Raw genomic sequence first — 24,082 nt, 5'->3', positions numbered from 1 at the left:
GACGGAAGGAGCCTAAGCCGGGGTGGCCCCCGAGCACGCCACTACCGGCACCCAAGACCGCTACCGCGCGCTGTGCCCACCGGCCCCCAAACACACGACAGATGGACCCCAACAGCGCGAATATTCAATGCGGCCTCGCGCGAGACGACAACCCTCGAATAGGCCGGATCCAGTCTGCTCGGTCCTGACTGGGCGGCATCGTGCAGACCCTACTCTCTGAGCGGCTCTCGTTTTGGGTGTAGCCCATATTCCTCGGTGGCGGGAAGAAGATCTTCGCCGATGGGTGATTCCGACGAGCCTTGAACTCATCGAGCCGGTGGTCGCATCGCCGAAAGGTGCCGTGATGCAGCGCTACGCTTGGTTGAGGGGACGCCTTGGGGTGGGGGATATGAGTGCGCAATAGACCTTTCCCCGATTCAGGCGGTAGGGGTGGTCTCCTCCGCGCGGTTCCAGTGCCCCCTCGAAACAGCAGCAAGCCGTCCGGGTTCGAACCGGCGCGGGGGATCGAAGTGGTGAAGATCCTCAAACACTTCCACGCGATAATCCCGAAAGACCCTTGGACAGTCGATCTGAGATATCCCCGTACTAGTCGGGGTTGCTTAGCCCCCTGTCGTCGATGTTTTCCAGGTGGCCGGGCAGGTGCATGCCGAGCCGACCGAGCTCGCGGAGGTGGATGTTTTAGCCGCCGTCGGTACCGGAGAGTAGCGGATTGCAGGCAAGGCGGGCCGCGGGAGATGGGAAACCCTCGCGGGTAAGGCTGTTTGACGCCGTAGTCCGTGGCCCGCCTTGCCCACGTCCAGCAGCCACTAGCAATGGACGGGGCCTGGCTGCCGTTTCCGAGGACTACTTCGCTTCAACGTTGCTGGTCGCTCACCGCCCACGTTCGGTGGGCTGGTGCGCGAGATGTGTCGGCGCCGTTGGCCAAAGCGCGGTGTGCACCGTCACAAATTGACTGTGATCCGGCTCACCGCTTTAATAAACGAACGGCATTCATTTATAACCTATACCGGGCTCTCCCTCCCGGTTCGCAAAGGGCTAGCAATCCCAGCTCTGGTGCAGTTCCCGGCACCCGGCATTAGATTTAGGATCCCCAATGACCCCCACGTTTGATACTGATACACCGGCAGGCGAGAAGCCTGTGGGGCCAGCTTCCACTCAGACTCCAGCCCAGGGTTGGCGCCGAGTCCTCGGCGTTCCCTCGCTGGTGTTGCTGGGCTTGGTCTACATGGTGCCGCTGACTATCTTCAGTACTTACGGCATCGTGGTGGAGTTGACGGGCGGACGCCTTTCGGCTGCCTACGCTGTGACGCTGGTGGTCATGCTATTCACCGCGCGCTCGTATGGCCGGATGGCGCAAGCCTTCCCGTTCGGGGGATCGGCATACACCTACGCGACGCGATCCTTTGGCACCGGGCTTGGCTTTATGGCGGGGTGGTCCCTGCTGCTGGACTATCTGCTGCTGCCGATGATCAACTACTTGCTCATCGGCATCTATATGAACGCGGCCTTCCCAGCCATACCGGCATGGGTGTTCATGATCGTCTCAATCCTGGCCGTTACCATTCTGAACATCTTGGGCATCACCGCGATTGCCAAGGCCAACTTCATTGTGGTGGGACTTCAAGCGCTCTTCATTGTGCTGTTCGTTGCGCTGGGACTGTCATCAATTACCGGTACTGGCAATCTTGACTTGATGGCTCCGTTCACCGGTGTCGATGGGGCCGAGGGCGTATCACCCATTCTGGCGGGCTCCGCAATTCTGTGCCTGTCATACCTGGGATTCGACGCCGTTTCCACCTTCGCTGAGGAGACAAAGGACCCGAAGCGCAATCTGCCCAAGGCCATCATGCTAACCACCGTGCTGGCCGGTGTGATCTTCCTTGGACTCGCGTACATCAGCCACCTTGTACTCCCGGTCAGCACATTCAATGATGTGGACGCGGCGGCTATCGAAGTCATTGGCGCGGCGGGCGGAAACTTACTCGTCGCCTTCTTCACCGCCGCATACATTGCAGGAAGTCTTGGATCGGCGCTGACGTCTCAGGCGTCCGTTTCGCGAATCATTCATTCGATGGGTCGAAGTGGTGTGTTCCCTGCTGCGATGGGTCGGCTCCACGCTCGATTCCGCACACCCGTGATTCCAATTCTCCTGACGTCAGCCGTTTCGCTTCTGGCCTTTGTCCTGGATCTCCTGACAATTTCATCGCTGATCAGCTTCGGTGCGCTGGTTGCTTTCTCCGTGGTCAACTTGGCCGTGATCAAGCATTACTTCATTGACGAGAAGGTACGCGGCGCCAGGGGCGTAGTTCATAACCTTGTGCTGCCAGGCATAGGTTTTGCCTTGACGGCCTGGCTGTGGACGAGCCTGAGTGAGTTGTCGTTCACGTTCGGGATTGCATGGGCGGGCGTGGGCGTGGTCTATCTGGCCTTCCTGACTCGCGGATTCCGCAAGCCTGCGCCGCAGTTGGAGCTCGAGCAGGTTTAGAGACTGCTCCGACCGGGCGTTTTGTGGGGGCGCCGCGGCAGGTGAGCCGCCGTCGTCGATGTTCTTCGTTGGCCATGGCTTCGCAAGGCATCCTATGCTTCTTGGGCGCCGGACCTACCACATCTTTGCCGGGTACTGGCCGCAGCAGGACGGAGGCATAGCGCAGCTGTTCAGCCGAGTCGCGAAATACGTGGCTGGGCGCCAGACGCCAAGCCTCGAATGGACCGGATCCACGCTGCTCGGTCCTGATGTGGTGGCTGCCTTGCACGAACTGCGCGACATGCATGGGCACATCCACGTCATCGGCAGTCTCGACTTCGTGCAAACCCTGTTCGCCGAGCGGCTCGTCGACCGGCTCATGCTTTGGGTATATCCGGTCCTCCGCGGTGGCGGGAAGAAGGTCTTCGCCGACGGGCGGTTCCAACGAACATTGAACTCATCAAACCAGTGGTCGCCTCGCCGAAGGATGCCGTGATGCAGCGCTACGCTTTGGTTGAGGGGACGCCTGGCATGGGGGCTATTTCGGCGCAGTAAAACCTGTCCCAATGGTTTTTCGTCTGGCTGGAGCAAGACGCCAGCAACCTCGGTATCAAGGGACCAACCCGAAGGCGTCTGGTCGGCTCCGTAGGGGTCCAGGTCCTTCGCAAACGCGTCGACGTTTCTATGCGGTCGGGTACGCTGGCGCAGCAGGAAGGACACTGTCTGTAAGGAAGGACGCACGGACTCTGAAGGTAGGGAACCGTATGGTCCCTTCAGCTGTCCATGTCTCAGTGCGATACTGTCCACGTGGAATCACTGTTGGAGACCATGGCCGGATACAGGATGACGGCGTCATGGGCTGTATGGCTGCCAAGCGCGAGTTATGACAGCTCTAGTGACATTTCCTTCCCGGATGGGGAACTTGACGCGATTCTCCATGCTCGGAGCATCATCCTTGGGCTAAACCCCGGAGAGTCCTCCGTTGAACGTATGCCATGGCATAACTTTCACACCGCCGGTCGTCACAACGATCACTTCCTCGCTGAGGCTTTCCGAGGCACGCCTCAGTGGGGCGCTTACATGACAGATTTGCTCACCGAGATCAACTCCAAGTCGAACACTTTGGATTTGAGGCCCGACATAATTCACCGTGATGTTGACGTTTTGGTGGATCAATTAAAGGCTTTGGAGGCTATAGATCCAATGTTCATCGTAATCGGAAAGAGTGCCGGTAAAGCGTTCAAAGCGCATCAGTCTGCGCTGGCGTCCGCGTTGGGCCTACCGTCAGTTCGTTGGGCAGAAATTCCTCATTACTCTGCGGCGAATGGTCGCGTGCACGGTAATAAGCCCTCCCAGTATCGGTACAGAGTCCATCAGGTTCTGACGGACTCTGGATTGTAGATAGACATGAGCTTAGTGACCCAATGCGGAATAAGTCGCTCCAGGAGCAAGCTCCTGAATTAGACCTCGAGGAAGTCTAGGGTCTGGTTCCGGACTCGGCCCTCTTCCAGTGCTCCCTCAGAACAGCAGCGAGCCGTTCGGGCTCGACGCGATGCGGGGGATCGAAGTGGTGGCGATCCTCAAACACCTCCACTCGATAGTCCCGGAAAACCTTGGACAGTCGGTCTGCGATGTCCCCGTACTGGTCTGGGTTGCTTAGCCCCCCGAGCACGTACAGGACTGGTTTTGCGAACGCGCTGAGTTGCTCGCGGTCCAGGTGGTACTTCTCGAAATCACGCAGGAATGCTCGAATTCCTGCAGGTCGCTTTGCCATCCACGGCGGCGGGTCACCCGCCGGCGGAGGCGGAAGGACGACGTCGGGCCTTACCGCCAGCCTCGTGAAGGTCTCCATGAACTGCTTTGGCGGCAGCGATTCGAGTTCTTGAAACCGCTTCCACAATCGGGAGTGTGCCTTGCTCCAATCCCAGTCTCCCGACCAGGCTGGTTCCAAGAGGGTCAGGCTGAGTATGCGCTCGGGGTGCTTGGCGGCGAAGGCGAGGGCTGCAGCCCCGCCACCGGAGTAGCCGACAAGGTGGAACGTGTCCCAGTGTTTGGCGTCTGCTTCCCGCAGAACGCCATCGACCTCGGTGTCAAGGGACCAATGGGGTGGCGGTTCGACGGCTTCGTAGAGGTCCAGGTCCTTCGCAAAGGCGTCCACGTCAGGGCCGAGCGCTTTTATGAGGTCGACGTAGGCGGGCGCAGCAGGAAGGACACTGCCAGGAAGGAAGAACGCACGGATTGCTCCCATGGGTGAACCATACGCTTGGGGGAGGGGCGAGCGGGAGAGGGCTGCTCAGGCCACAGCGATCCTGCCCGCCACGTACTCCGCGTCCAACCCAACGCCCCCGACGATCGACGAGTGGTGCCGTGTGAGTCAGGGCGGGCCCACGATGTACGGGCCAGCTTGTTCCATGACGCCCTGCCAGTGCTTCGGCTATCCCCAGTCATCCAGCACTGGCATGTCGATGAAGCTCAGGTCGAGCTTGTAGGCTGACGCCCTTGGGCCAGACGTAATGTTCGATTTGGCAAGGTGCAGTTCTGGCTGGTTCGGCGGGCAGCCAATCATCCACAGGCTCCGGTGATTGCTCGGGTGCTTCGGTGCCCGCGGCCGAGATGCAGGCATCGATCGCACGGCCAGAGCGCTGCTCGACTGTCGCAAGGCGTTCGGGGAGGACGTCGCTGAAGGTGATGACGCCGTCGTCGATGTTTTCCAAGGGGCCGTGCAGGTGCATGCCGCGCCGACCGAGCTCGCGGAGGTGGATGTTGTGGCCGCGCCGTCGGTACCCGAGAGCCGAGGGTTGCAGGCAAAACGGGCCGCGGGAGATAGGAGCCCCCGCGGGTGAGAGCATTGATGCCGTAGTCCGGCACGTGTTTGCCAAAATCCAGTAGCCAGTAGATGAGGTCGTGGCCGCGGTAACGGCGCGGCGCTTCAGGACACGTGGAGACGGCCAGGTGGGCTTCGCGACCGGCCGCGTGCAGTTCTTCGGCGATCGGGCCGCCCGACTACCCGGTCCCGACAATCAGCACAGCGCCATCAGGCAGCTGCTGGGGGGGGGGGGGGGGCGGGGCTCGTGCGTGTGGAGCTGGAAGACGTTCTGCGGGAGGTTCCCCGCAACGGCGGGAAGCTTGGGAGCCTGATAGGCGCCCGTCGCCAGGACCACGTTGCGTGCCTGCATGTGCCCCAGCGATGTCTCGATGGTGAAGCCATCCGCCGCGGCCGCCAGCCGCGTCACCTCGACGCCGGTGCGAACCGGAGCGTCGATAACTTCCGCGTACTTTCTGAAGAGATTCATAGCAGCGATCCGCCGGATGAAAGCGTCCGGTTCGTCGCCGGCACTCGGCATCCCCGGCAGGCCCAGCGCGAGGTTCGGCGTGTTCATGTAGATCCCGTCCCAGCGGTCCTGGAACGTACCTCCCAGCGAGTCTCGCCGTTCCAGGATTTGATGCTCGACGCCGGTCTGGGTCTGCTAGTAGCTCGTCGCAAGTCGTCCTTGCCTCCGCCGATGATGACCGTTTTTGGGGTGCATCCAATGGGGTGGATCCTACGATGTTTACGACTCGCGAGGGCTGTCCCTGATCCCTGCTCGCGCCGCGCTTGAGTGCATCCAGGAGCAGATTCGTGAGAAGGAAGTAACCCATCACGATGGTAGCGAACGTGACTCGAGAGATCGCCGGCAAGGGGTTCCAAGGTGGCGTCCGGGGCTGCGGCCCGGATGTCGCGCGTAGCCTCTTCTGCCCGAGCTTCTGTCCGTCCAACCACGACGACGGAGGCACCTTCGCGGGCCAGAGCAGTGGCGATGGCCTTAGCAAGGCCACCCGTAGCGCCGGTAACGAGCGCTGTTCGTCCATTCATCGAGCCCATGGCTTGATCTCTGCACGAAACGGCGGGTTTTGCGAGGGTCCTGCGACGCTTGCTGAGTCGACAGTGGTTACTTCTTGGGCGGACGCGACTTTGGCGCTTTCGGCGGGAACGAGGCCACATGGTCAAAGGCTTTGGCCACCCAGGGCTCGGCCTTCTCAGCGTTATCGTTCCAAGCGGCGGGAAGACCTGTGTATCCGCCCATGGGACGTTCTTCAGGGCCGAACGGTTGAGTTTGGTGATTAGCCTCGAGCTTAGCTTTGTCACCCTCGGAAAGGCGGACGCCGATGGTGGCGCCGAACAGTCCTGCGAACATGTTGCCATTTACGAAGGCGCCCAGATTGCCGAACATCGGCTTGACGATGACATCCGGATGATCGGGCAGCACAGAACGGAAGCGTTCTTTGTCGGCGTCCGAGGGCTTGGGCATCTGCATTTGCTAGTCCTCCTACCTTTGTCACGGCGTTCATGTCCGGACCCAAAGCTCCGGTCAGCGCGCCCTATGCAGGCTCCGGGGAAAGAGCGCTGGCAGGAAGGAAGCCCCGGATAGCTGCCATAGGTGAACTTTACTCTGGCGTGCGCCGATGATCTATAAGGCGAGGGACCCCGGAGAGAACCTCTAGTTCCTAACGAGCATCAGGCACGTCGATAGAAGCTTGCAGGGCGTCGAAGACGGCGGGCGCCATGAGTCCACCTCCGCCGCAACGCTACACGGGACCTCAGCGTCCGCGGCTGAGCCGCGCCAGTGCCCACTCCCAGCCCATCAATTCCTGCTCCAGCCGAACTTTGTCGCCGTAACTGCCTGTCTGCAATCCCTCGTAGACGCGAGCTTCCTCAGGTGTCAGCCGACTCAACACAGCCCGTGAAGGAGTTGCCTCCACGCCCCAAGCGTCTCGATGCGCAAGCAGGGTTTCCTCGTCCATCAGTACGCTCGACACATGCGGATGGACTAAGCGCAGTTGATCCAGGATTCGGAAGCCGTGGGTATCCAGATCGCCCCAGTACAGGACCTCACAGGCCTGCAGCCACGCAGCATCACGGAGACATGAGAAGCCGTAGCCGGCGCCAAAAATTGCCAGCGTGGCTGGTCGATCTGGGAGGGCCAGGAAGTTCACGAGGTTCTCGGTGATGATCACTGTGCTCACCGGAAGTCTGAGGGACTCAAACGCTGTGGCCGTCACCGTGATGTCCCGGGCGTCACCCAGCAAGGGGATCGCCGAATCCAATGCGCGGAATCGGACTTGCTCCGGCTGGTGAAGGAAGCCGTGGCGCTCCGCGAACCGTGCGGCGGGTGTTCGCGCCAACGGTCGCCCCAGCAAGTACTCATCGGCAGCTGAAGAATCGGCCACCTCAAGAATCTCGTCGTCAGGCGCCCCGCCAGGGAATTGATCAGAACCTTCCGGCGGCTCCAACACTGCCGCCATCTCATCAATTGTTCGGCGGTGCGCCTCGATGAACTTGGTGTGAACCCCAGGCAGGCTCAGCTGTCGCACATAAATAGCAGGGGAGTGATGATCGCGTAGCCACAGCGCCACTCGTGCAGCAGTCAATGCTGCGTCGCCCAGCGCCAACAGCGCAAGTGGTCGCTTCAAAGCCCACCCCGTAAGAGCGGGGTCAAGTGCTACAAGCGAAGAAGCAAGAGAACGGAAACGCTCCAACTCTCGCGACTTACCAACAAACGCAACCTCGTCCTCCACCGAAGCAAACATGGCCACAGCGGGAAGCTGGTTGGATCCGATAGTGGTGCGGCCGACGTCGACCGTTTCCAAACTGTACCGGCCAGCGGCGGCGAACAGCTCGGCAGCCCATTCGCGGGCGGCAGCGTAGTGGTCCCGCAGTTCCGTGGCGGATGGTCGCTTCAACGCGCGACGCCGCGGATACACGTCAGTCGGTTCCAGAGCCTCCCGCAGGAGCTGGCCGCGATCCCAAGCGGTAACTGACAGAGACCGCAGCCCCGCCAACGTGGTCCAACGACGGGCCGGAGCAGACTTAGCCGGCACGCTTCTCCCGTTCCTCGCGGTACTCAGTGATGGTCATGTTGCGCAGTTGAGAGTCGTTGCCGTTGGTGTTGGCGACGAAGCCCACGTGTGCCACAAACGGCTCGATGACGTTGATCTTCTGAAGTGGCGTGACGATCAGCAACTGCAGTTTCATCCGCTGGAAGAGCTCCATCCCGTAACGGGCGGATTCGTCAGAGCCACGACCAAACGCTTCGTCGATCACCACAAACCGGAAGCTCCTCTCCTTGGCAGGGCCGCCTGCGCTGGAGCGTGAGGCGCCTCTCACCGAAGCCAGGCCGAACTGGAAAGCCAAGGCAGCGGCAAGGATCGTGTAAGCGAGCTTCTCCTTCTGCCCGCCGGACTTGCCTCCCGAATCCGTGAAGTGCTCAAACTCCCCGCCGGTCTCGGTCCACTTCTCCGATGCCGAGAACGTAAACCAGTTCCTCACGTCCGTCACCTTGGCCGTCCAGCGCTCGTCCAAGGTGGTGAACCCTTCACGGCCACGGAAACGCTCGATCAGCCTTTCCACCTGCAGATACTTCTGCTCCGAGTACTGATCATCATCGCCAATGGTGCCCTCGGAGCAAGCCCTCAGGTCGATCCCGAACTGCCGAACATCCAAGTCCGTCGAGTTCTGGTGCTCCAGTTGGATGTGCCTGCCCGGGTTGTATTCGATCTCCGCCAGGGACAGGTTGATCTCGCTGATCCGATTGACGATGTCCTGCCGGCGGCTGTCCAGGAACGCGTTGAACGCCACCACTTCATGGATGGTGTTCTGCGTCAGCGAATCCTTGAAGCGCGCCTCGAACCTGGGCAGGTCATCGCGCTCCAGCTGTTCGAGGAGCCGGTTGAACTCCTCTGCAGCCTCCAATGTCGCGTCAAGGTCCGTGGTCTCGTTCGGGTACTTGTTGCGGAAGTCCGCCATGAGCCGCACTGTGGAAGCCGCAGCCGTCGCGATCTTTTTGGTCAACGAATCGATCGTTCCGGTCAGCCCGGAACGGACCGAACTCTCCGTAGAAACTGTATTCCGGTAGGTGAGCGACTTTTCACCGAGTGCCTTGGCGGTGAGCCGCCCTACGGCAGCCAATACGTCGCCGTCGTCGGTTAGCGGTTGGTCCTGCAAGGTCAGGCGACATTCCTCGATCACCGCCGCGATGTCCCTGGCGTCCTTCTCGTTAGCCCCGAGCCGCTGCTGAACCTTGTCGGAGCGCTCTTGAAGCTTCTCGATCCTGGCAGAGACCTCGGACTCCTTGATGGTCAGCTGCTGCAGTACGCTGCTCGCCTGCTGGAGTTGCAGCTTCTCATCCTTGAGCTCCTGGACCCGGCGAGCGGTCACCTGCCAGCTGAGCTCGGAAAACTCGGTTACGGAACCAACGTTGCCCAGCAAACGATTCAGCCGGGCAGCGTCGCCCAGCGACGCGTCCACCTTCGCCAGCTGCGCCCCGACACTGCGGTGTTTGCCGTCAACATCGTCCCGCTCAGCCCGAATCCGCACAATCTTTTCGTGGTTGTCCCAGCCCAGGACAAACGTCCGCCGGTCCGTCAGGCCAGTGCGGTCGTCCTTCTCATGCCTTCCCCGCGAGTCTTTCAACTGACCATTGACTGTCAGAGCCTTGGGATGCCTGCGGAAGTCCTCCATGGTGTCGCAGCAGACGTAATCGAACCTGGTGCTGAGTTCATCCAGCAGGAAATCGCGGAACGGCGTGCCCTGCTTGATGGCAACTTTCGCGCCCAGCGTCCCGGGTGCGGGAGGCCGTTGCGGGTACGAGTCACCGATCCGCCGGTACACCAGCTTGCCCTTGAGATCATTCGCGTCAACCCATGAGCTCACTGCGGCATAGTGCTCAGCGGAGACCAGCAGTTGGAGCGCAAAGCTCCTCAGCGTGCGTTCCGCCGCGCCTTCCCACTTGGCCTCGCCGTCGCGGACGTGCAGAAGCTCTGCAGCGTAAGGGAGCGCCGACTCGGCAATGCCCGTGCCCTCACAAATACGACGCCGGAGCTCCAGCTGCGGACGAGCCAGCAAAGTCTGCCGGGAGCCAAGGCTGGCCAGCTCGGCGTCGAGGTCCTCCCTGCGCGCGGCCAGCTCCCTGAGCTCCGAATGCAAAGCCGTTCGCCGGTCCTGCAACTCCTCACCCTGGGCGGCGAGGTCCTGCTCAACCTGGCTCAGGCGTTGCCGGTTAGCGTCGAACAGCACCCGGTCTTCGGGAGTGTTCAATCCAAGTTCGACGGCGGCACTTGTGTACTGCTCGAAGCGGTTGCGTTGCGCTTGGGACTCCTTTTCAAGCTGCGCCACTTCAGCGTCGATGGCAGCAAGCCTGCCGCCGCCGCTGGTCCGAATGTCCTCCTGCACGATCCCGAGTTCGTGCCGCAGCCTGGCAATGTCTGCGGTCAGCTGGGTGCTGTCTTCACGGAGCTTCTGTCCTGTCCGCTCCAGCTCGTCCTGATGTTCCAGACTTAGCGTCAGCTGCTGATCCGTGAACCATGGATGCAGCTGATCCCTTTGCTCGCGTGCCTGGTTTTCGTCCGTGCTGAGCGTCTGGTGCGTGGCGGCACCTTCCCGGATCGGCTTCAGCAGCTCGATCTGGTCCTTTGCCCGGACCACCGCTTCGTGTGCTTTCTTGAGATCGTCAAAGTGGCCGATCAGCTTGCTGATCCTCGCTTCGACGTCATCGTCTTCCAGCATGTTGGTCCGGACGAAATGGGTGATGTTCTCCACTTGCTTCATGGAAACCGTGCGGTGGAACAGCTCCATGGCCTGGTTGCCGCTGATGCCAAAGTGTCGTTTGAATGCGGCCGCATACGGATCGAAGGTGTCGTGAACGGTGACGCCTTCAGCACGTAGCTTCTTCTTCAGCTTGGCGGGATCCTGGCCGAAGTTGGAGAAGTCCTGAGCGATCGACTGCTCCTTCTCAGCCAAAGAGTAGAACCGTGTCGGCTGTCCCGCTTCCTGCATTGTCCACAAGGTGATGGCCAGTGTGACCGTCTTGTTGAGCACCGCGTTGTGAAAAACGCCGAGGACTACTGACAACGTGCCCGGTGCCCGCAGCGCTACGGGCTTGGAGTACTCGCCGCCAGTGCTCCGGGTGCTCTTATGGAAGCCCCTCACATACGACATCAGCGTGCGTTCCCGCTTTTGCGCGCCTGCAGCCTTGTTGTATTCGATGCGATTGGCCGGCAGAAGGAGCGTCGTGATCGCGTCCACTACAGTCGACTTTCCCGAACCGATATCGCCGGTCAGCAGGCTGTTGGCGCCATCCAAACGGAAGGTCCGCACCCCGCCGTGGAACGTGCCCCAATTCAGCAGCTCCAAACGCTGAAGCCTGAACCCGGGCGGCAGGCCGCCGTCGTGCGCCTTTTCGGCTGTTTCATCGATGCTGAACAGCGTGTCCTGAATGTCAGTGGTCATGGTCACTTGCCTCCGGTGAGAGAGTCGCGATAGTCAGCCAACCGCGCGTCGAACTCTTCCAGCCACTGCGCGTCAACATAAGCCTTCAAAATGCGCATGACCTCATACGCTTCGGTTTCGCCCTTCAGTTTCCGCAGAAACCCGAGCTCCACGACCTTCTTGATGTTGGTTCCCAGCCGGTCCAGGATTCGGGCCTCATTGCTGGACTCCGGCAGGAAAACTGACACCATATCCTTGATTTCAGCCTCGGACATGATCAACCGGAGCTCGCTGCTGTTGGTATCGAACTCCAGCATCCGCTTCCGAAGGAGGGCGAGCAGCAGGCTGACATCGAACGTAAGCTGCCGTCGCGGGATGAGTCGGGGGAGGGTTCCGTCAGGATCCTCGCGCGACTTCAGGAACGCGTAGCCCTCAGACTCGTCAAGGATCAGGTTGAGCCCAAGTACCGCCACGTAATCCCTGACCTGGGACGTGAGCGTGATCAGCGACTGCCAGATCTTCTGATCAGCCTCTGCGTACACCACGCCCTTGAAGAGCCTGGTAACGACGGCGGGCAGTTCCTCGGGGGTGCTTGCTGTTTCCGTTGTCATGCCGGCCTCACGAAGATGATCTGGTCAATGGTTGCCTCTTTCAGCGTGCCGTCCGGGAGCTGCCACTGGAGGTTCTGGGTTGTTTCCGGATCGATAGTTGCCCAGTCCGACTCGACCGCCAGCTGGTAATACTGCACCAGCTCCGCGAGTCCCTGGGACAAAGGGTGTGCTGCGGTGATGTCTGCGAGCGTTGCCTGGTCCGCGTTTTCAAGGACATCGTCGATGTTCGACTTCAGACGCTCCCTGTCCACATGGAATTGGCTGAACAACGCGCTCGCATCCAAGTCCTGATCATCCGCGGTGACCACCTCGTCCATCACCATCACGCGGCTGCCAGGCTCGTAAAGCGGCCGTTCGAACGGCAACGCGACGTCCACGGACGATGCATCGACGTCCATAAAAACGTTCGACGGCGGGTGGTCGCGGGTGTCCAGTGCGCTCGCTTCAACGCTTCGAATAAGTTGCATGATGCGTTTGTTCTCCAGGAAGACCTTGTCATCCAAAAGCCTCCGCATCTGCTGGGAGAGCTGCCTCACTGTGCCCTGCGTCTGTTCAACCGCGGGCAACCAGTCTTGGTGGAGGTTGGTGATGGTGTGGAGGTTGTCTGCCTGCGCCAAGGCCTCGATCTGGGTGGCCCGCTGGAGGAGATCGTTCAGCTCGTTCCGGAGTTGCGGCGACATGAGGTAGTCCCAGAAGCCCTGGAACGTGCGGCCTTGGAGGGAACTCCCGATGTCCTGCTGATTGGCGAAGATCGTGTCCAACAATTCGCCTTGGCTGCCGTCCCACGTGGCGATTTGCTCGCGAACTTGGCGGTCCAGTTTCCGGAAGTTCTGTTCGACCTCCCGGAAATCGGACAGCAAGTCCTTGGCCAGCGCCGTGAGTTGCTGGAAATGATCCAGGGCCTCGGGACCGCTCATGACCTTGACGTCGCCCGCACGGATCCGCTGCATCTCCTGATCTATCTGGTCCCTTTGCTGTTGCAGTTCGGCAAGCCGTACATCCGGATCGGTTTCCGATTGCTGCACCAAGGTTTTCAGAACCGCGAAAATGCTGGTGAGCCTGGACTGCGTGGCCACGAACTCACGCCCCCTGAGGCTCTCCACCCATCTGACGACGTCCTCTGCCGCGGCTGTGAGATCGTAGTGGGGCTCGTCCTCGCCGGGAACGTAGTACTTGCGCAGCCAAGCACGTTCCGGCGCTGCCCAGTCGTCAAGATACTCCGATGCGCTGCGAGGAAACCTGTCCTCGCCGAAGGATTCCCGGACGACGAACAAGATGTCGTCCAACGTATCGATCAGTTGCTGGCGGCCGACGTTGCGTTGGTTGGGGTCTGTGAAAGCGGCCATGAAGAAGTGCAGTGCCAGCGGGGCGTTTTGGGCCCGCAGGAGGGACCAGCCCGCGTGGTTATCACGCAGGGAATTTATGGCGTAGAAGTCCATGTGATCTCTCGACGGTCCGGGTCTGTACCGGCTTGCTGCCGGTGTCCTCATTCATAGGCTAAGGCAGACCACCGACACTTTTTGAGCCTTCCGATCGGACGCCTGATGGATAAATATTTCCCAGCACTAGCTATCTGCTCAGATCTATGTAGACTTGACGGTGTTGTTGTGTTTGGCATTTGGTAGTTCAGGCAGTCCCCACGGTCCTTCCGGATCGTGACCTTCTGAAGTAACGGTGGAGAACACCCCACACCCGGAGACCCGAAAGTCGGGAGAATCTCCACCTTCAGTAAGGACTGAAAAAATGGCTACAGGTACCGTGAAATGGTTCAACTCCGAAAAGGGCTTCGGCTTCATCTCTCCTGAAGATGGCAGCCAGGACGTTTTCGCTCACTACTCTGCGATCAACTCCTCGGGCTACCGCTCCCTCGAAGAGAACCAGAAGGTTTCCTTCGACGTCGAGCAGGGCCCCAAGGGTCCCCAGGCAGTAAACATCCAGGCTATCTAGTCTTCGGATAACTCAAAAAGCAGGGCCGGTCACTGACCGGCCCTGCTTTTTTGTCTGCTCTCTCCTAGAAGATATCTTCTACTGTTTCTTCTTGGTATAGAACACATATCCACATAGCGAATTACACCCATGTAATTCACCTCCAGCTCTCCGTAACGTGGAACGTAAGCCACCCGCAGAGCTGAAGGAGCATCCTCATGGATCGCCCAATATTCGAACAGCCCCACCACCTAGACGCATCGCGCCAGCACCTAGTTTTGCCCGAATCACCACCTAGACTGCCTGAAATCGGTCTGTGCAAGGCCGTTTTGCCACCTAGTCCCGTTTTCAAGATCTAGCCTGCGAAGTGAGCCTCATGTCGGGCATCCACAAAAACAGAAGGCTAGGTCGCGTGTTCGATTCAGAGGTTCAGCGAATCCTCGACTTTGTTGCCCGCGGCATCGGTGTGCGGGTTGTCGGCGCACCGGGTAGCGGTAAGACGTCGGTGGTACGCAGCGTCATGAGCAATCTGGAGAAGACCGGAGTTTCCGTGCACTTCATCAGTGGACTCCGTACACACCGCACCATCCCGTACTCGGCCATCAAGGGGCTCGGTCTGGAAATGAGGCCTGGCCGTAGCGGTGTCTTCGATATTGCTGATGTGTTCTCGAGCCAGCTGGCCAAGGCCGGCAAACACCTGCTGGTAGTAGACGATCTCCACCTGGTGGATAGTGAATCCTTGGCAGTCTTGGAGGCTGTGAGGCGGAGATCTGATTGTCCTATGGTGGCCACGGCCCCGGAAACTTGGGCTTACTCCAGGGGGCAGCTGGCCGTGCTTAACAACGGTCGGGAGGCGCATCTGCAGCTGGACCCACTCCACTACGAGCAGGTCCACCTCCTCATCGCCCAGGTTCTTGGTGCTCCGGCAGACGCAGACACGACTGCCCGCATCCTTACCAAGTCGGCTGGTAACCCGCGGCTCATCGTTCGGATCGCAGAGACTGCCTCGCTGAGCAACCTCTTGGTCATGAAGAACAAGCAATGGTGCATGACTGCCGACACCCTATGGAACGAACACCTCCGGGGGACACTTGAGGCTCTCCTCGCAGAACTAAATGCTGAGGAGTTCACAGCGCTGCACATCATGGCGATTCTCGGTACCGCACGGGTTGACGTTCTCCACAAAGTCATCCAGCCGGATGCCTTGGAAGGATTGGAGCGCAGGGGATTCCTGTCCGTCCTGGCGGACCACCACAATGGCTCAATAGCGGCCATCAGTCCACCCGTAATCGCTGACTACTTTCGAGGGAACAAGAACCTCCGGGACCGGAAACTGCTCCGAAGCAAGATCGCCGGCGTCCTTGAAGCTGCCCCACAAACGGCCCCGGAGAAGTACACCACGGCGGACTGCCTCTCCCGTGTCCTTTCATCTCTGCGTCTGGAGAAGGGCAACGACGACGCCATTACTTCCAGGCACTTCCACGACCACAACGCTGACCGGGAACGCATCCGCTACGAACGTTGGCAGGCCAACAAGTCAGCGGCCAATGCCGCAGCCATCCTCCGCATCTACTGGGGTGCTCCCGTAAATATTGAGCGTGCGAGTCTTGTCTGCGCCGAAACAACAGATTTCGACGCCGATTCCAGAGACCGCTTGTTTGTCACCATCACTGAGGCCATGCTGGCGATCCACACGGGCCGCGGGCCGGGTGCCGCCGTCGACATTCTCCAAAAGTTCGCCGGGGACAATCCGCGGCTGGTACCTGAAGTAGAGAACGCCATTCTGTTCATCAGTACTTCCCACGGCAGGGTTCCAGCTGATGCCGCCAAGGAGCCAGGCGCTTTTGAGGGCCAAGAATCGGGAATGGGGATGTTGGTCCATGGGTTGCTGGAGCTGTACCGCTTCAAGCCAGCTGCAGCGTTGGAAGCTGTTGCGGGTGCTGGAGACGATGATGTTTTTTCTCATCTCCGGCCCTTCATACACGGCTTTGCGCTCTTCGCCGCCGGACGCGTAGAGGAGTCGTTGGTCTTCGCGTTGGACTGGCGGGCAGAAGCCCGCAAGAATCTGGACCAATTCGGCGTGGTCACCAGCAGCTACGTGGCCGCACACGGCCTGCTCTACAGAGGCCACTTTGAAGAGGCCGAATACCTCATGAGCAGTGTCTTTGCGATGGGTCGCCCGGGTTTCGTCGTTGACTCGCTCTACGACGGCATGCTCAGGCTCGCTGGGCTCAGGCACGCGACAACTGCCATAGTGCCCACGCTTTCCATAGCCGCACAGGCGCGGACGGAGGTGCCGGACGTTGGTCCGATACCCGGCATCGGCAAGGGAGTTTACGAGCTCATCGCCCATAACAACGCCCAACCTTCAGTGTTCGACCGCAAAGCCGCCAAACTCATCAGGCGGCAGCTAAAGAGCGGCTACGTCCTTGAAGCCATGATGACAGCGCTTCTTTGTACGTGCCTTTGCCCAGGGCGGCCCGTTTTGGATCTTCTCCAGAAGATCCTGCGGGAGAACGGCGTAACCGTCCATGATCAGCTCATTGCCATTGCAACCTCGGTGGTTGAAAGTGACCACCAGCTGCTCGGGCTGCTCCTCAAGCACTATGAGCCGGACATCGACACCTACCAGGTGGGGATGCTGCTACGTGGAGCCCTCAAACGCCACGTGATCGACGGTGACGCTGTGGCAGCTGACGCCCTGGCACAGGCTTCGTCCATCTTCGCTGTTCGGTTCCCCTCGGCCAATGAGCAGCTCTCCTTCAATTCCTTCAGGACAACACCGTTGACCGAAAGGGAGATCGAGGTCGCCGTATTGGCCGGACACCGTACCAACGTGGAAATTGCGGAACATCTCGGCATCAGCGCGAGGACAGTTGAAAACCACATCTCCAACGCGTTGCGGAAGACGGGTGCAACATCCCGCAATAGTCTTTTTATGCTGGTGGGGAATTCACTTCCGCCGCGCTGACCCGGGATAGGCTGGATATCCGTGAGCAACTCTCCGGCTTTGGCCCGCCGACTAGGCACGTTCGACGCTTCGCTCATTGGTCTGGGATCCATGATCGGCGCGGGAGTCTTCGCGGCCTTTACCCCAGCCGCTGCAGCCGCAGGATCTGGGCTGCTGATCGGGTTGGTGGTGGCCGCCTTCGTTGCCTTCTGCAACGCAACCTCGTCTGTCCAACTAGCCGCGGCCTATCCAACGTCCGGAGGTACCTATATATACGGTCGGGAACGGCTCGGCCCTTGGTCCGGGTTCCTGGCAGGATGGGGATTCGTCATTGGCAAAACGGCGAGTGCCGCTGCCATGGCGATGACCTTCGCCGCCTACGCCGCACCGCAAGGTTGGGAGCGCCCGGTGGCGATTGTCGCCGTCGTGATTCTGACTGCCGTGAATTATCACGGGGTGACCCGCACAGCCGGGCTGACGCGGGTGCTGGTGGTTGCTGTACTTGCTGCCCTGACGGTTGCTGTCGCAGCGGTCTGGGGTGGCGCCGGTCCGGACTTTGGCAGCTTTATGGGAGAGGGGCTGCTGGCCCACGGCTTGTACGGCATCCTGCAAGCAGCGGGGCTGCTGTTCTTCGCTTTTGCCGGGTACGCAAGGATCGCGACGATGGGTGAGGAAGTGCGTGAGCCCAAGCGCACCATACCCCGGGCCATCAGCATTGCGCTGGGGATCACCATCATCATCTACGCCGTCATAGCGGTTACTCTGCTGGCGGCGCTCGGCCCCGAAGGAGTGGCCGCCACGCCCACACCCTTGGCCGATGCGGTGAGCGCCGGAACCTTGGCCTGGGCTTCGCCCGTAGTCCGAATCGGTGCAGCTGTCGCTTCTCTGGGCGCGTTGTTGGCACTCGTCGCAGGGCTTGGCCGAACGAGCCTAGCCATGGCCCGCGAACACGATCTGCCGCATTGGCTCGCCGCTGTCCATCCGCGCTACAAGGTCCCGCATCGTGCTGAAGTCACGCTAGCCGTGGTGGTCTGCTTGATCATCGCAGTTGCTGATCTTCGAGGGGCAATCGGCTTCTCGTCATTCGGAGTGCTGCTCTACTACTTGGTGGCCAACATCGCCGCCTACACCCAGCCGTTGGAGGACCGCCGCTACCCGAAGTTCCTTCAGGTAGCTGGTGCTGTTGCCTGCGTGGTTCTTGTTGCCACCCTTCCGCCTCTGTCTGCCGGGTTGGGTGTGCTGATGTTCGCGGTGGGCATCGTGTACCGTCTGGTGCGTCTGCGGATTAGTCGTCCTGCCGGTTGATGTTCCGGCTGGGCACGGCCCCACCTGGGGGTAGTCGGATGGAGCCGTGCCGCAGTGCCTCCTACGCGTGGAGCGAGTGGGGTAACCCGCCGGACACCGGGAATCCCGCCCCGAGAGGCACAAAAAGAGACTATGACCGGCAATCGGCCTCTAGGTGTTCGAATCCTCAAACTAGGTGGTCGCGAGGCGCATATTTGGGGGCAAATTCATCAAAAATAGGTGCTGAGCGATAGCGTCTAGGTGTTGGCCCGGCGTCGAGCATTCCTACGTTCCACGGACTCCATGTAGGTAACGATGCTCGCAATAGTCAGGGCCACGGAGCAGACAACAGCCAGCGCGGTGGACGCCTCCTGGAATGGCACCACCACCAGAGGGCTCAGCATCATGGCATTGCCAAAGCCGGATGCAGCGAAGAGTCCTGCTTTAAGGAGCAGACAGGTGAACGGTTCGGCAATCAACATCGCTACTGGCGCCACAACACCCAGCGCCATTGTGAGAACGACAGCCGTGGTCCGCAAATCTGAAGGATCAAGGATTTCCAAGCCTTCTGGAGGGGGCGCAGTTCCTAACAGGGTGGCCGACACCGCCGAGCAAACAGCTATGACGCAGGTGATGATGCGAAGCGCTGCTGGGTAGAAGTGCGTGATCACTGGTAAGTCCTTGTCGTTGTAGGTTCAACCCCCGTCCGTAGTGGTAGTAGTCCGAACCAAGGACATGTGACGCGAAACCTGTCTTCGCGCTGAGAGAATGGCGGATATGGAGTCACCCACCACTGTTCCGGCCGTAGAGTTGCGCATTTCAATCAGTGAGACTGAACCGCTCATCTGGCGGCAACTTGTCCTCCCCGAAACCGCCACAGTCGCTGAGCTGCACGGTGCCATCCAGACCGCATTCGGGTGGAAGGACGCTCACCTCTACGCCGTCGCCGGCCATGACCGTGCGGGCAAGAAACGCATCATCATGGGAGTCGACGACGGCCACGGTCCGGCTGGTACCGAGCTAGCAGCTGACGTCCCGCTGGTTGAGCTCTTTGATCCCCGCTCGCCTGGGTTGTCGGACCTTGAGTACGACTATGACTTCGGGGACAACTGGACGCACAAGATTGAAGTTGTTGGACCTGCCGTCCTCCAAGAGAACACCATCGCTTGCGTTGACGGTGCAATGCGGGGACCCATAGAGGATTCCGGGGGAGTGGGTGGGTATGCCAACGTGGTTGCCGTTGTCTCCAACCCTAAGCATCCAGAGCACAGAGAAGCCGTGGAATGGCTCGAGTTCGTGACCCAGGAACGTGTGTCCAAGTTTGATCCCGCTGCTTTCAATCTAGAGGCAGTCAACGGGCAGCTCCGCAGTTTGGCGCAACGGTTCTGGCCAGGCGAAGTGACGGCCGCCGACCAACAAGCGGTTCTTGGTCCGATTCTTTGGTTCCTCAACGAGGCACGTTCTGACGGGTTGCTGTTGACGTCGGCCGGCTACCTCAAGCCGGCGTTTGTGAAGCGGGCGATGACTGAACTCGGCTGGGATGACGAGTGGATCTCCGCAGGGCGGGTCGAGGTAAGCACGCCGCCCATCCGCAACCTTCGCGAGCAATTGCAGGAGTGGAAGCTTCTCAGAAAGCTAAAGGACAAACTGCTCCTGACGCCCAAGGGACGGAGACTGGTGGGGGATTCCGCAGCCCTATGGGATTTCATCGCCGACCAGTTGGCGAATCCGGACACCGATGCAGAGAAGATCGCAACGCCATTGCTGGTGCATTGGGAGCTGACCGGAGACGAGCCGCCCTACGGGTTGAGGGATCAGGTGCTTCAGGCAGCGCTTCATCAGGCTGGGTTGAGGACCAGAGCGGGCCACGGCGAAATACCGCTGTCCTGGGCTACCGACCTGTACTACGACATCAACCGAAGCCTGCACAGGTTGGAGCTTTGGGAAGGCATCAGCTGGGGGCGGTCTGACCAGAAGTTGTCCGACGCCGGCGTCAAGTTCTTACTCGACGTCCAGAGCCGCTGGGACGGCCGCAGCGTCTGAGGCTGCGGCCGCTCCAACTGACGGCTACTTCTCGCAGCCGACTCCATCGCCATTGCCGTCAAGCTGGTAGATATCCGTACCGATAACGGTCACAGGACCCTTCACGTAGGCCGGACCGTTGCCCTTGCCGCTGGCGCAATCTACGTCCGATGCAATGGGCACACAGTCTCCGGAGTAGTTGGGGTCACAGCCACTTTGGGCAGCAGGGGCAGCCGGAGCTACTTTCGGCTGGACTTGGGCTGCAGCGGCGTCCGCGGCTGCCTTGTCGGCGGCCGCTTTGTCAGCCGCGGCTTGAATGGCTGCTGCAGCGGCGTCCGCGGCTGCCTTGTCGGCCGCCGCTTTATCTGCCGCGGCTTTGTCCGCCGCGGCTTTATCTGCAGCGGCCTTGTCGGCTGCAGCCTTCTCAGCAGCTGCCTTTGCCGCCGCTTCCGCAGTTCGCTGATCGGACAACTTCTTCGCGCTCGCAGAGTCCAGCCACGTCAATTTGCCAGCCTGGTCGACGGCGCAAACATAGGTCTCGCCAGCGGAAGTCTGAGTCGCCTTCTCAGCTGTGCAGACCGTGCCAGCGACCTTGCTGGGTGTCGGAGAAGGTGTTGCGGAAGGAGTTGCCTTCGTACTGTTTACAGAGCTCGCGCTCGTGGGCGCTCCCGGAGCGCACGCTGTGGCCCCAACTAGCAGCGACGTCATGGCCACCAGCCCCAGTGCTTTTCGCCCTTGCGACCACGAAGACTTGCTTTGGAAATGCCAGATTTTGGACGTGCGAATAGAACGCTTTTTCAATGTATTGCCCCCTTGTAGATGCGCCGATGCGATGGCGCGTTCAGTGACCATAACACCGTGCTGAACAGCAAAGGGAGGCGGAGTTGTCTATGACTTAGCGCGCCGCGTGCTTCTTCCGGTCGGCAGGCTTTGCCTGACCTCCGTCAGCGCCAACAACCGAAGCTCCGGTCCCCAACCCGCGGACCGTCCAACCTGCACTCCGCCAAGCCTCAGCGTCCAGTACGTTACGAGCGTCCAGCACCATCCGGCGTCGTACGAGTGATCCCGCAGCAACGGGTGAGAGCGACACGTATTCGTCCCATTCGGTGAGCAGCAGGACCAGTTCGGCGCCTTCGAGGGCGCGTTTGCTGGAGGCTTCGAAGCGGATTTGCGGGTAGCGGATCCAAGCGTTGTTGATGGCTTTGGGGTCCGTGACGGTCACGTGTGCGCCGGCGGCGGCGAGCTGTTGGGCGACGTCCAGGGCGGGGGAGTCGCGGATGTCGTCGGTGTCGGGCTTGAACGCGGCGCCAAGGATGGTGACCGTGCGGCCGGACAGGAATCCGCGGCACATCTCGCGGGCGACCTCCACGGCGCGGGAACGCTGGTCCAGGTTCACTGAGTCGACCAAACCCATCCACTCATCCACCGACGGCACGGAAAGCTCGCGCGCCTGGGCCCGAAACGACCGGATGTCCTTGGGTAGGCAGCCGCCACCGAAACCGAGCCCCGCGTGCAGGTACCTGTTGCCAATGCGCGGATCCAGGCCCATGGCTTCGCTGAGTTCGCTGACGTCGGCGCCCGATGCGTCGCATAGCTCGGCCATCGCGTTGATGAAGCTGACCTTCGTGGCCAGGAACGCGTTCGACGCCGATTTGATGAGTTCAGCCGTCGCGAAGTTGCAGACCAGTCGCGGGATGCCGGCGCCGATCAGCGGCTCGTACACACCATCCAGCACTGCAGTAATCGGCGCGCCCGCTGCGGCACCCTTGCCGCCGGGGACGCCGTAAACCAGGCGGTCAGGCACCAGCGAATCCTTGACGGCCGTGCCCTGACGCAGGAACTCGGGATTCCAGCCGAGCAACACGTCCGAGCGACGTGCCAGGATTGCGCGGAGCGTCTCCACGGTGCCTACAGGCACAGTGGATTTACCCACGACGGCGGCGCCCTTGGCCAAATGCGGCAGGAGGCTCTTCGTGGCGCCCATCAGGTATGAGAGATCGGCGGTGTCTGAGGTCTTGGACTGCGGGGTACCGACGCAGAGAAAGTGGACCTGGGCATCCGCTGCAGCTGCGAAGTCCGTGGTGAAAACGAGCCGGCCGGTGGTGCGTCCATCCTTGAGGAGCTCATCCAGTCCCGGTTCGTGGAACGGCGCCATCGCCTTGTTGAGCTGCTCAACCTTGGAGGAGTCGATGTCGATGCCCACCACTGTGTGGCCCATCGAAGCGAGCGTTGCTGCATGGACTGCGCCGAGGTAGCCGCAGCCGATCACGGAGATCTTCATGAGGAGGGTCCTTTGCTTGAGGTGAATTCGCTGGGCCCGATTGTTCTGCTGGCCACGCCGGAGATGACTTCGCTGTAATGGCGCACCAGGTCTGCGCTGAGGACAGGCCACGTCCGGCCCTGCACCGAAGCGGTAGCTGCCGTTGCGAACGCTCGGCGCTTGGCGTCGTCGCCGATCAAGTCCTGCACATAGCCGCGCAGCTGGCCAAGGTTGCCGGGCTCATACAGCCAGCCCGTGCGTGAGTTCTCCACGAGGTCCAAGGGGCCGCCGCGGCCGGTCGCGACCACAGGAACACCGGATGCCATGGCTTCCTGGATGGTTTGGCAGAAGGTCTCGAACTCGCCGGGATGGACGAAGAGGTCGAAGCCGGCGACAGCTTGAGCCAGCGCATCCCCGCCGAGGAATCCGGCGAAGTGGGCGTTCGGCAGGGCCGCTTGGAGTGCTTCACGTTGCGGGCCATCACCAACGATGACCAGTTTCGTGTTCGGCAAATCAGCCAGTACAGCGAGATCCTCAACCTGTTTCTCGACGGCGAGCCGGCCGACGTAGCCGATGATGCGGTGACCGTCGGGCGCCACCGAGCTGCGCCACGCCGTCGAACGCTTTGCCGGATTGAAACGCGCGGTATCCACACCGCGACGCCACATGTCCACGCGCAGGATGCCGCGTCCGCGCAGCTGGTTCAGCGCGAACGTTGACGGCACCAGGGTTCGGGTGGCCAGGAGGTGGATGTTGTCCACGCGATTCCAGGCCCAGTTCTTCAGGAACGGCACACCGTAGCGGGCGGCGTAGCTGGGAACTTCGGTTTGGTAGATCGCGACAGTCGGGATGCCGAGCTGATGGGCGGCCTGCACGGCGCGCCAGCCGAGGACGAACGGGGAAGCGAGGTGCACGACGTCAGGGGAGAAATCGGCAAGGATTCGCTTGACCCGATTCACACCACCCAACGCAACCCGCACATTCGTGTAACCGGCCAGCGGCACCGAAGGAAGCCGATGCACATACGCACCCTTCTCGACGCTCGAAACATCAGTGTCCGACGTCGACGGCGCGATCACCATCACCTCATCCCCGCGCTCCTGCAGATGCTCCAGCACCCGCAGTATCGAGTGGGTTACCCCATTCATCAGTGGCAGGAATGATTCGGCGACGATTGCGATCCTCACGCCTTCAACGGTGGTCGCGGCGGTTGGCTTGGCGGGTTCGAACGGGTGGCTTGTGGGGGAAGAGTTGGTTAACAGGTGGGTTGGGCGGCAGGCGTCCGGCGGTAATAAGGGGCGTGCTGTGCTTCATGACCCCG

19 protein-coding genes are annotated in these 24,082 nt (G+C 60.8%); 6 read left to right on the top strand and 13 right to left on the bottom strand.

All coding sequences use genetic code 11. The features are described from left to right. The first annotated feature begins 1,093 nt into the window (after window positions 1-1,093). Entirely contained in the window at window positions 1,094-2,485 is a 1,392-nt protein-coding gene (locus RIF72_RS09865) for an amino acid permease (RefSeq protein WP_309074633.1), read from the top strand. Window positions 2,486-2,579: 94 nt separating this feature from the next. Beyond that, entirely contained in the window at window positions 2,580-2,960 is a 381-nt protein-coding gene (locus tag RIF72_RS09860) for a dihydrofolate reductase family protein (protein WP_309074632.1), read from the top strand. Between the two features lie 981 nt (window positions 2,961-3,941). On the opposite strand, the gene RIF72_RS09855 is transcribed toward RIF72_RS09860, so the two are convergent. The 9 genes from RIF72_RS09855 to RIF72_RS09815 form a co-directional block, all read right to left on the bottom strand. Beyond that, window positions 3,942-4,712 (bottom strand): alpha/beta hydrolase, encoded by a 771-nt coding sequence (locus RIF72_RS09855; RefSeq protein WP_309074631.1) that lies wholly within the window; start codon window positions 4,710-4,712, stop codon window positions 3,942-3,944. A gap of 196 nt (window positions 4,713-4,908) precedes the next feature. Further along, window positions 4,909-5,313 carry a hypothetical protein gene (locus tag RIF72_RS09850; protein WP_309074630.1) on the bottom strand — a complete coding sequence of 135 codons (405 nt, stop codon included), beginning with the start codon at window positions 5,311-5,313 and terminating at the stop codon, window positions 4,909-4,911. A gap of 171 nt (window positions 5,314-5,484) precedes the next feature. After that, window positions 5,485-5,844, bottom strand: coding sequence for an NAD(P)-binding domain-containing protein (locus RIF72_RS09845; RefSeq protein ID WP_309074629.1), 360 nt, complete (start codon window positions 5,842-5,844; stop codon window positions 5,485-5,487). Beyond that, window positions 5,841-6,317 (bottom strand): SDR family NAD(P)-dependent oxidoreductase, encoded by a 477-nt coding sequence (locus RIF72_RS09840; protein ID WP_309074641.1) that lies wholly within the window; start codon window positions 6,315-6,317, stop codon window positions 5,841-5,843. The genes RIF72_RS09845 and RIF72_RS09840 overlap by 4 nt, the downstream gene beginning before the upstream one ends. Window positions 6,318-6,393: 76 nt before the next feature. Beyond that, complete coding sequence (locus RIF72_RS09835; RefSeq protein WP_309074628.1) at window positions 6,394-6,759, bottom strand: TfoX/Sxy family protein; 366 nt, start codon at window positions 6,757-6,759, stop codon at window positions 6,394-6,396. A 283-nt stretch (window positions 6,760-7,042) separates the two neighbouring features. Further along, window positions 7,043-8,323, bottom strand: coding sequence for a Wadjet anti-phage system protein JetD domain-containing protein (locus RIF72_RS09830; protein WP_309074627.1), 1,281 nt, complete (start codon window positions 8,321-8,323; stop codon window positions 7,043-7,045). After that, entirely contained in the window at window positions 8,313-11,729 is a 3,417-nt protein-coding gene (locus RIF72_RS09825; protein ID WP_309074626.1) for an ATP-binding protein, read from the bottom strand. The genes RIF72_RS09830 and RIF72_RS09825 overlap by 11 nt, the downstream gene beginning before the upstream one ends. A gap of 2 nt (window positions 11,730-11,731) precedes the next feature. Further along, window positions 11,732-12,319, bottom strand: a complete 588-nt coding sequence (locus RIF72_RS09820; RefSeq protein ID WP_309074625.1) for a DUF4194 domain-containing protein — start codon at window positions 12,317-12,319, stop codon at window positions 11,732-11,734. Continuing rightward, window positions 12,316-13,758 carry a DUF3375 domain-containing protein gene (locus RIF72_RS09815; protein ID WP_309074624.1) on the bottom strand — a complete coding sequence of 481 codons (1,443 nt, stop codon included), beginning with the start codon at window positions 13,756-13,758 and terminating at the stop codon, window positions 12,316-12,318. Before RIF72_RS09815 ends, RIF72_RS09820 begins: the two co-directional genes overlap by 4 nt. Window positions 13,759-14,062: 304 nt before the next feature. On the opposite strand from RIF72_RS09815, the gene RIF72_RS09810 reads away from it, so the two are divergent. From RIF72_RS09810 to RIF72_RS09800, 3 genes are all read left to right on the top strand, one after another. Then, window positions 14,063-14,266, top strand: a complete 204-nt coding sequence (locus RIF72_RS09810; RefSeq protein WP_011773907.1) for a cold-shock protein — start codon at window positions 14,063-14,065, stop codon at window positions 14,264-14,266. A gap of 391 nt (window positions 14,267-14,657) precedes the next feature. After that, on the top strand, window positions 14,658-17,216 hold the full coding sequence (locus RIF72_RS09805; RefSeq protein ID WP_309074623.1) for a LuxR C-terminal-related transcriptional regulator: 2,559 nt from the start codon (window positions 14,658-14,660) through the stop codon (window positions 17,214-17,216). 21 nt (window positions 17,217-17,237) lie between these two features. Then, window positions 17,238-18,500: an APC family permease gene (locus RIF72_RS09800; protein WP_309074622.1), complete on the top strand. Its 1,263-nt coding sequence runs from the start codon at window positions 17,238-17,240 to the stop codon at window positions 18,498-18,500. Between the two features lie 236 nt (window positions 18,501-18,736). On the opposite strand, the gene RIF72_RS09795 is transcribed toward RIF72_RS09800, so the two are convergent. Beyond that, a complete protein-coding gene (locus RIF72_RS09795) occupies window positions 18,737-19,150 on the bottom strand; it encodes a hypothetical protein (RefSeq protein WP_309074621.1) in 414 nt (137 codons plus the stop codon). Between the two features lie 106 nt (window positions 19,151-19,256). Here RIF72_RS09795 and RIF72_RS09790 point away from each other — a divergent pair, with 106 nt between their 5' ends. Then, window positions 19,257-20,522 (top strand): plasmid pRiA4b ORF-3 family protein, encoded by a 1,266-nt coding sequence (locus tag RIF72_RS09790; protein WP_309074620.1) that lies wholly within the window; start codon window positions 19,257-19,259, stop codon window positions 20,520-20,522. Between the two features lie 24 nt (window positions 20,523-20,546). On the opposite strand, the gene RIF72_RS09785 is transcribed toward RIF72_RS09790, so the two are convergent. The 3 genes from RIF72_RS09785 to RIF72_RS09775 all read right to left on the bottom strand — a co-directional run bounded on the left by RIF72_RS09785 (window position 20,547) and on the right by RIF72_RS09775 (window position 23,948). After that, entirely contained in the window at window positions 20,547-21,005 is a 459-nt protein-coding gene (locus RIF72_RS09785; RefSeq protein WP_309074619.1) for a hypothetical protein, read from the bottom strand. A gap of 391 nt (window positions 21,006-21,396) precedes the next feature. Beyond that, complete coding sequence (locus tag RIF72_RS09780; protein ID WP_309074618.1) at window positions 21,397-22,782, bottom strand: UDP-glucose/GDP-mannose dehydrogenase family protein; 1,386 nt, start codon at window positions 22,780-22,782, stop codon at window positions 21,397-21,399. Next, window positions 22,779-23,948, bottom strand: coding sequence for a glycosyltransferase family 1 protein (locus RIF72_RS09775; RefSeq protein ID WP_309074617.1), 1,170 nt, complete (start codon window positions 23,946-23,948; stop codon window positions 22,779-22,781). Before RIF72_RS09775 ends, RIF72_RS09780 begins: the two co-directional genes overlap by 4 nt. Window positions 23,949-24,082 lie beyond the last annotated feature (134 nt).

The sequence above is a fragment of the Paenarthrobacter sp. genome, from assembly GCF_031180005.1.
Classification (GTDB): Bacteria; Actinomycetota; Actinomycetes; order Actinomycetales; family Micrococcaceae; genus Arthrobacter.
The sequence above is the reverse complement of the archived record's forward strand: the minus strand, read 5'-3'. Positions and strand labels throughout refer to the sequence as shown.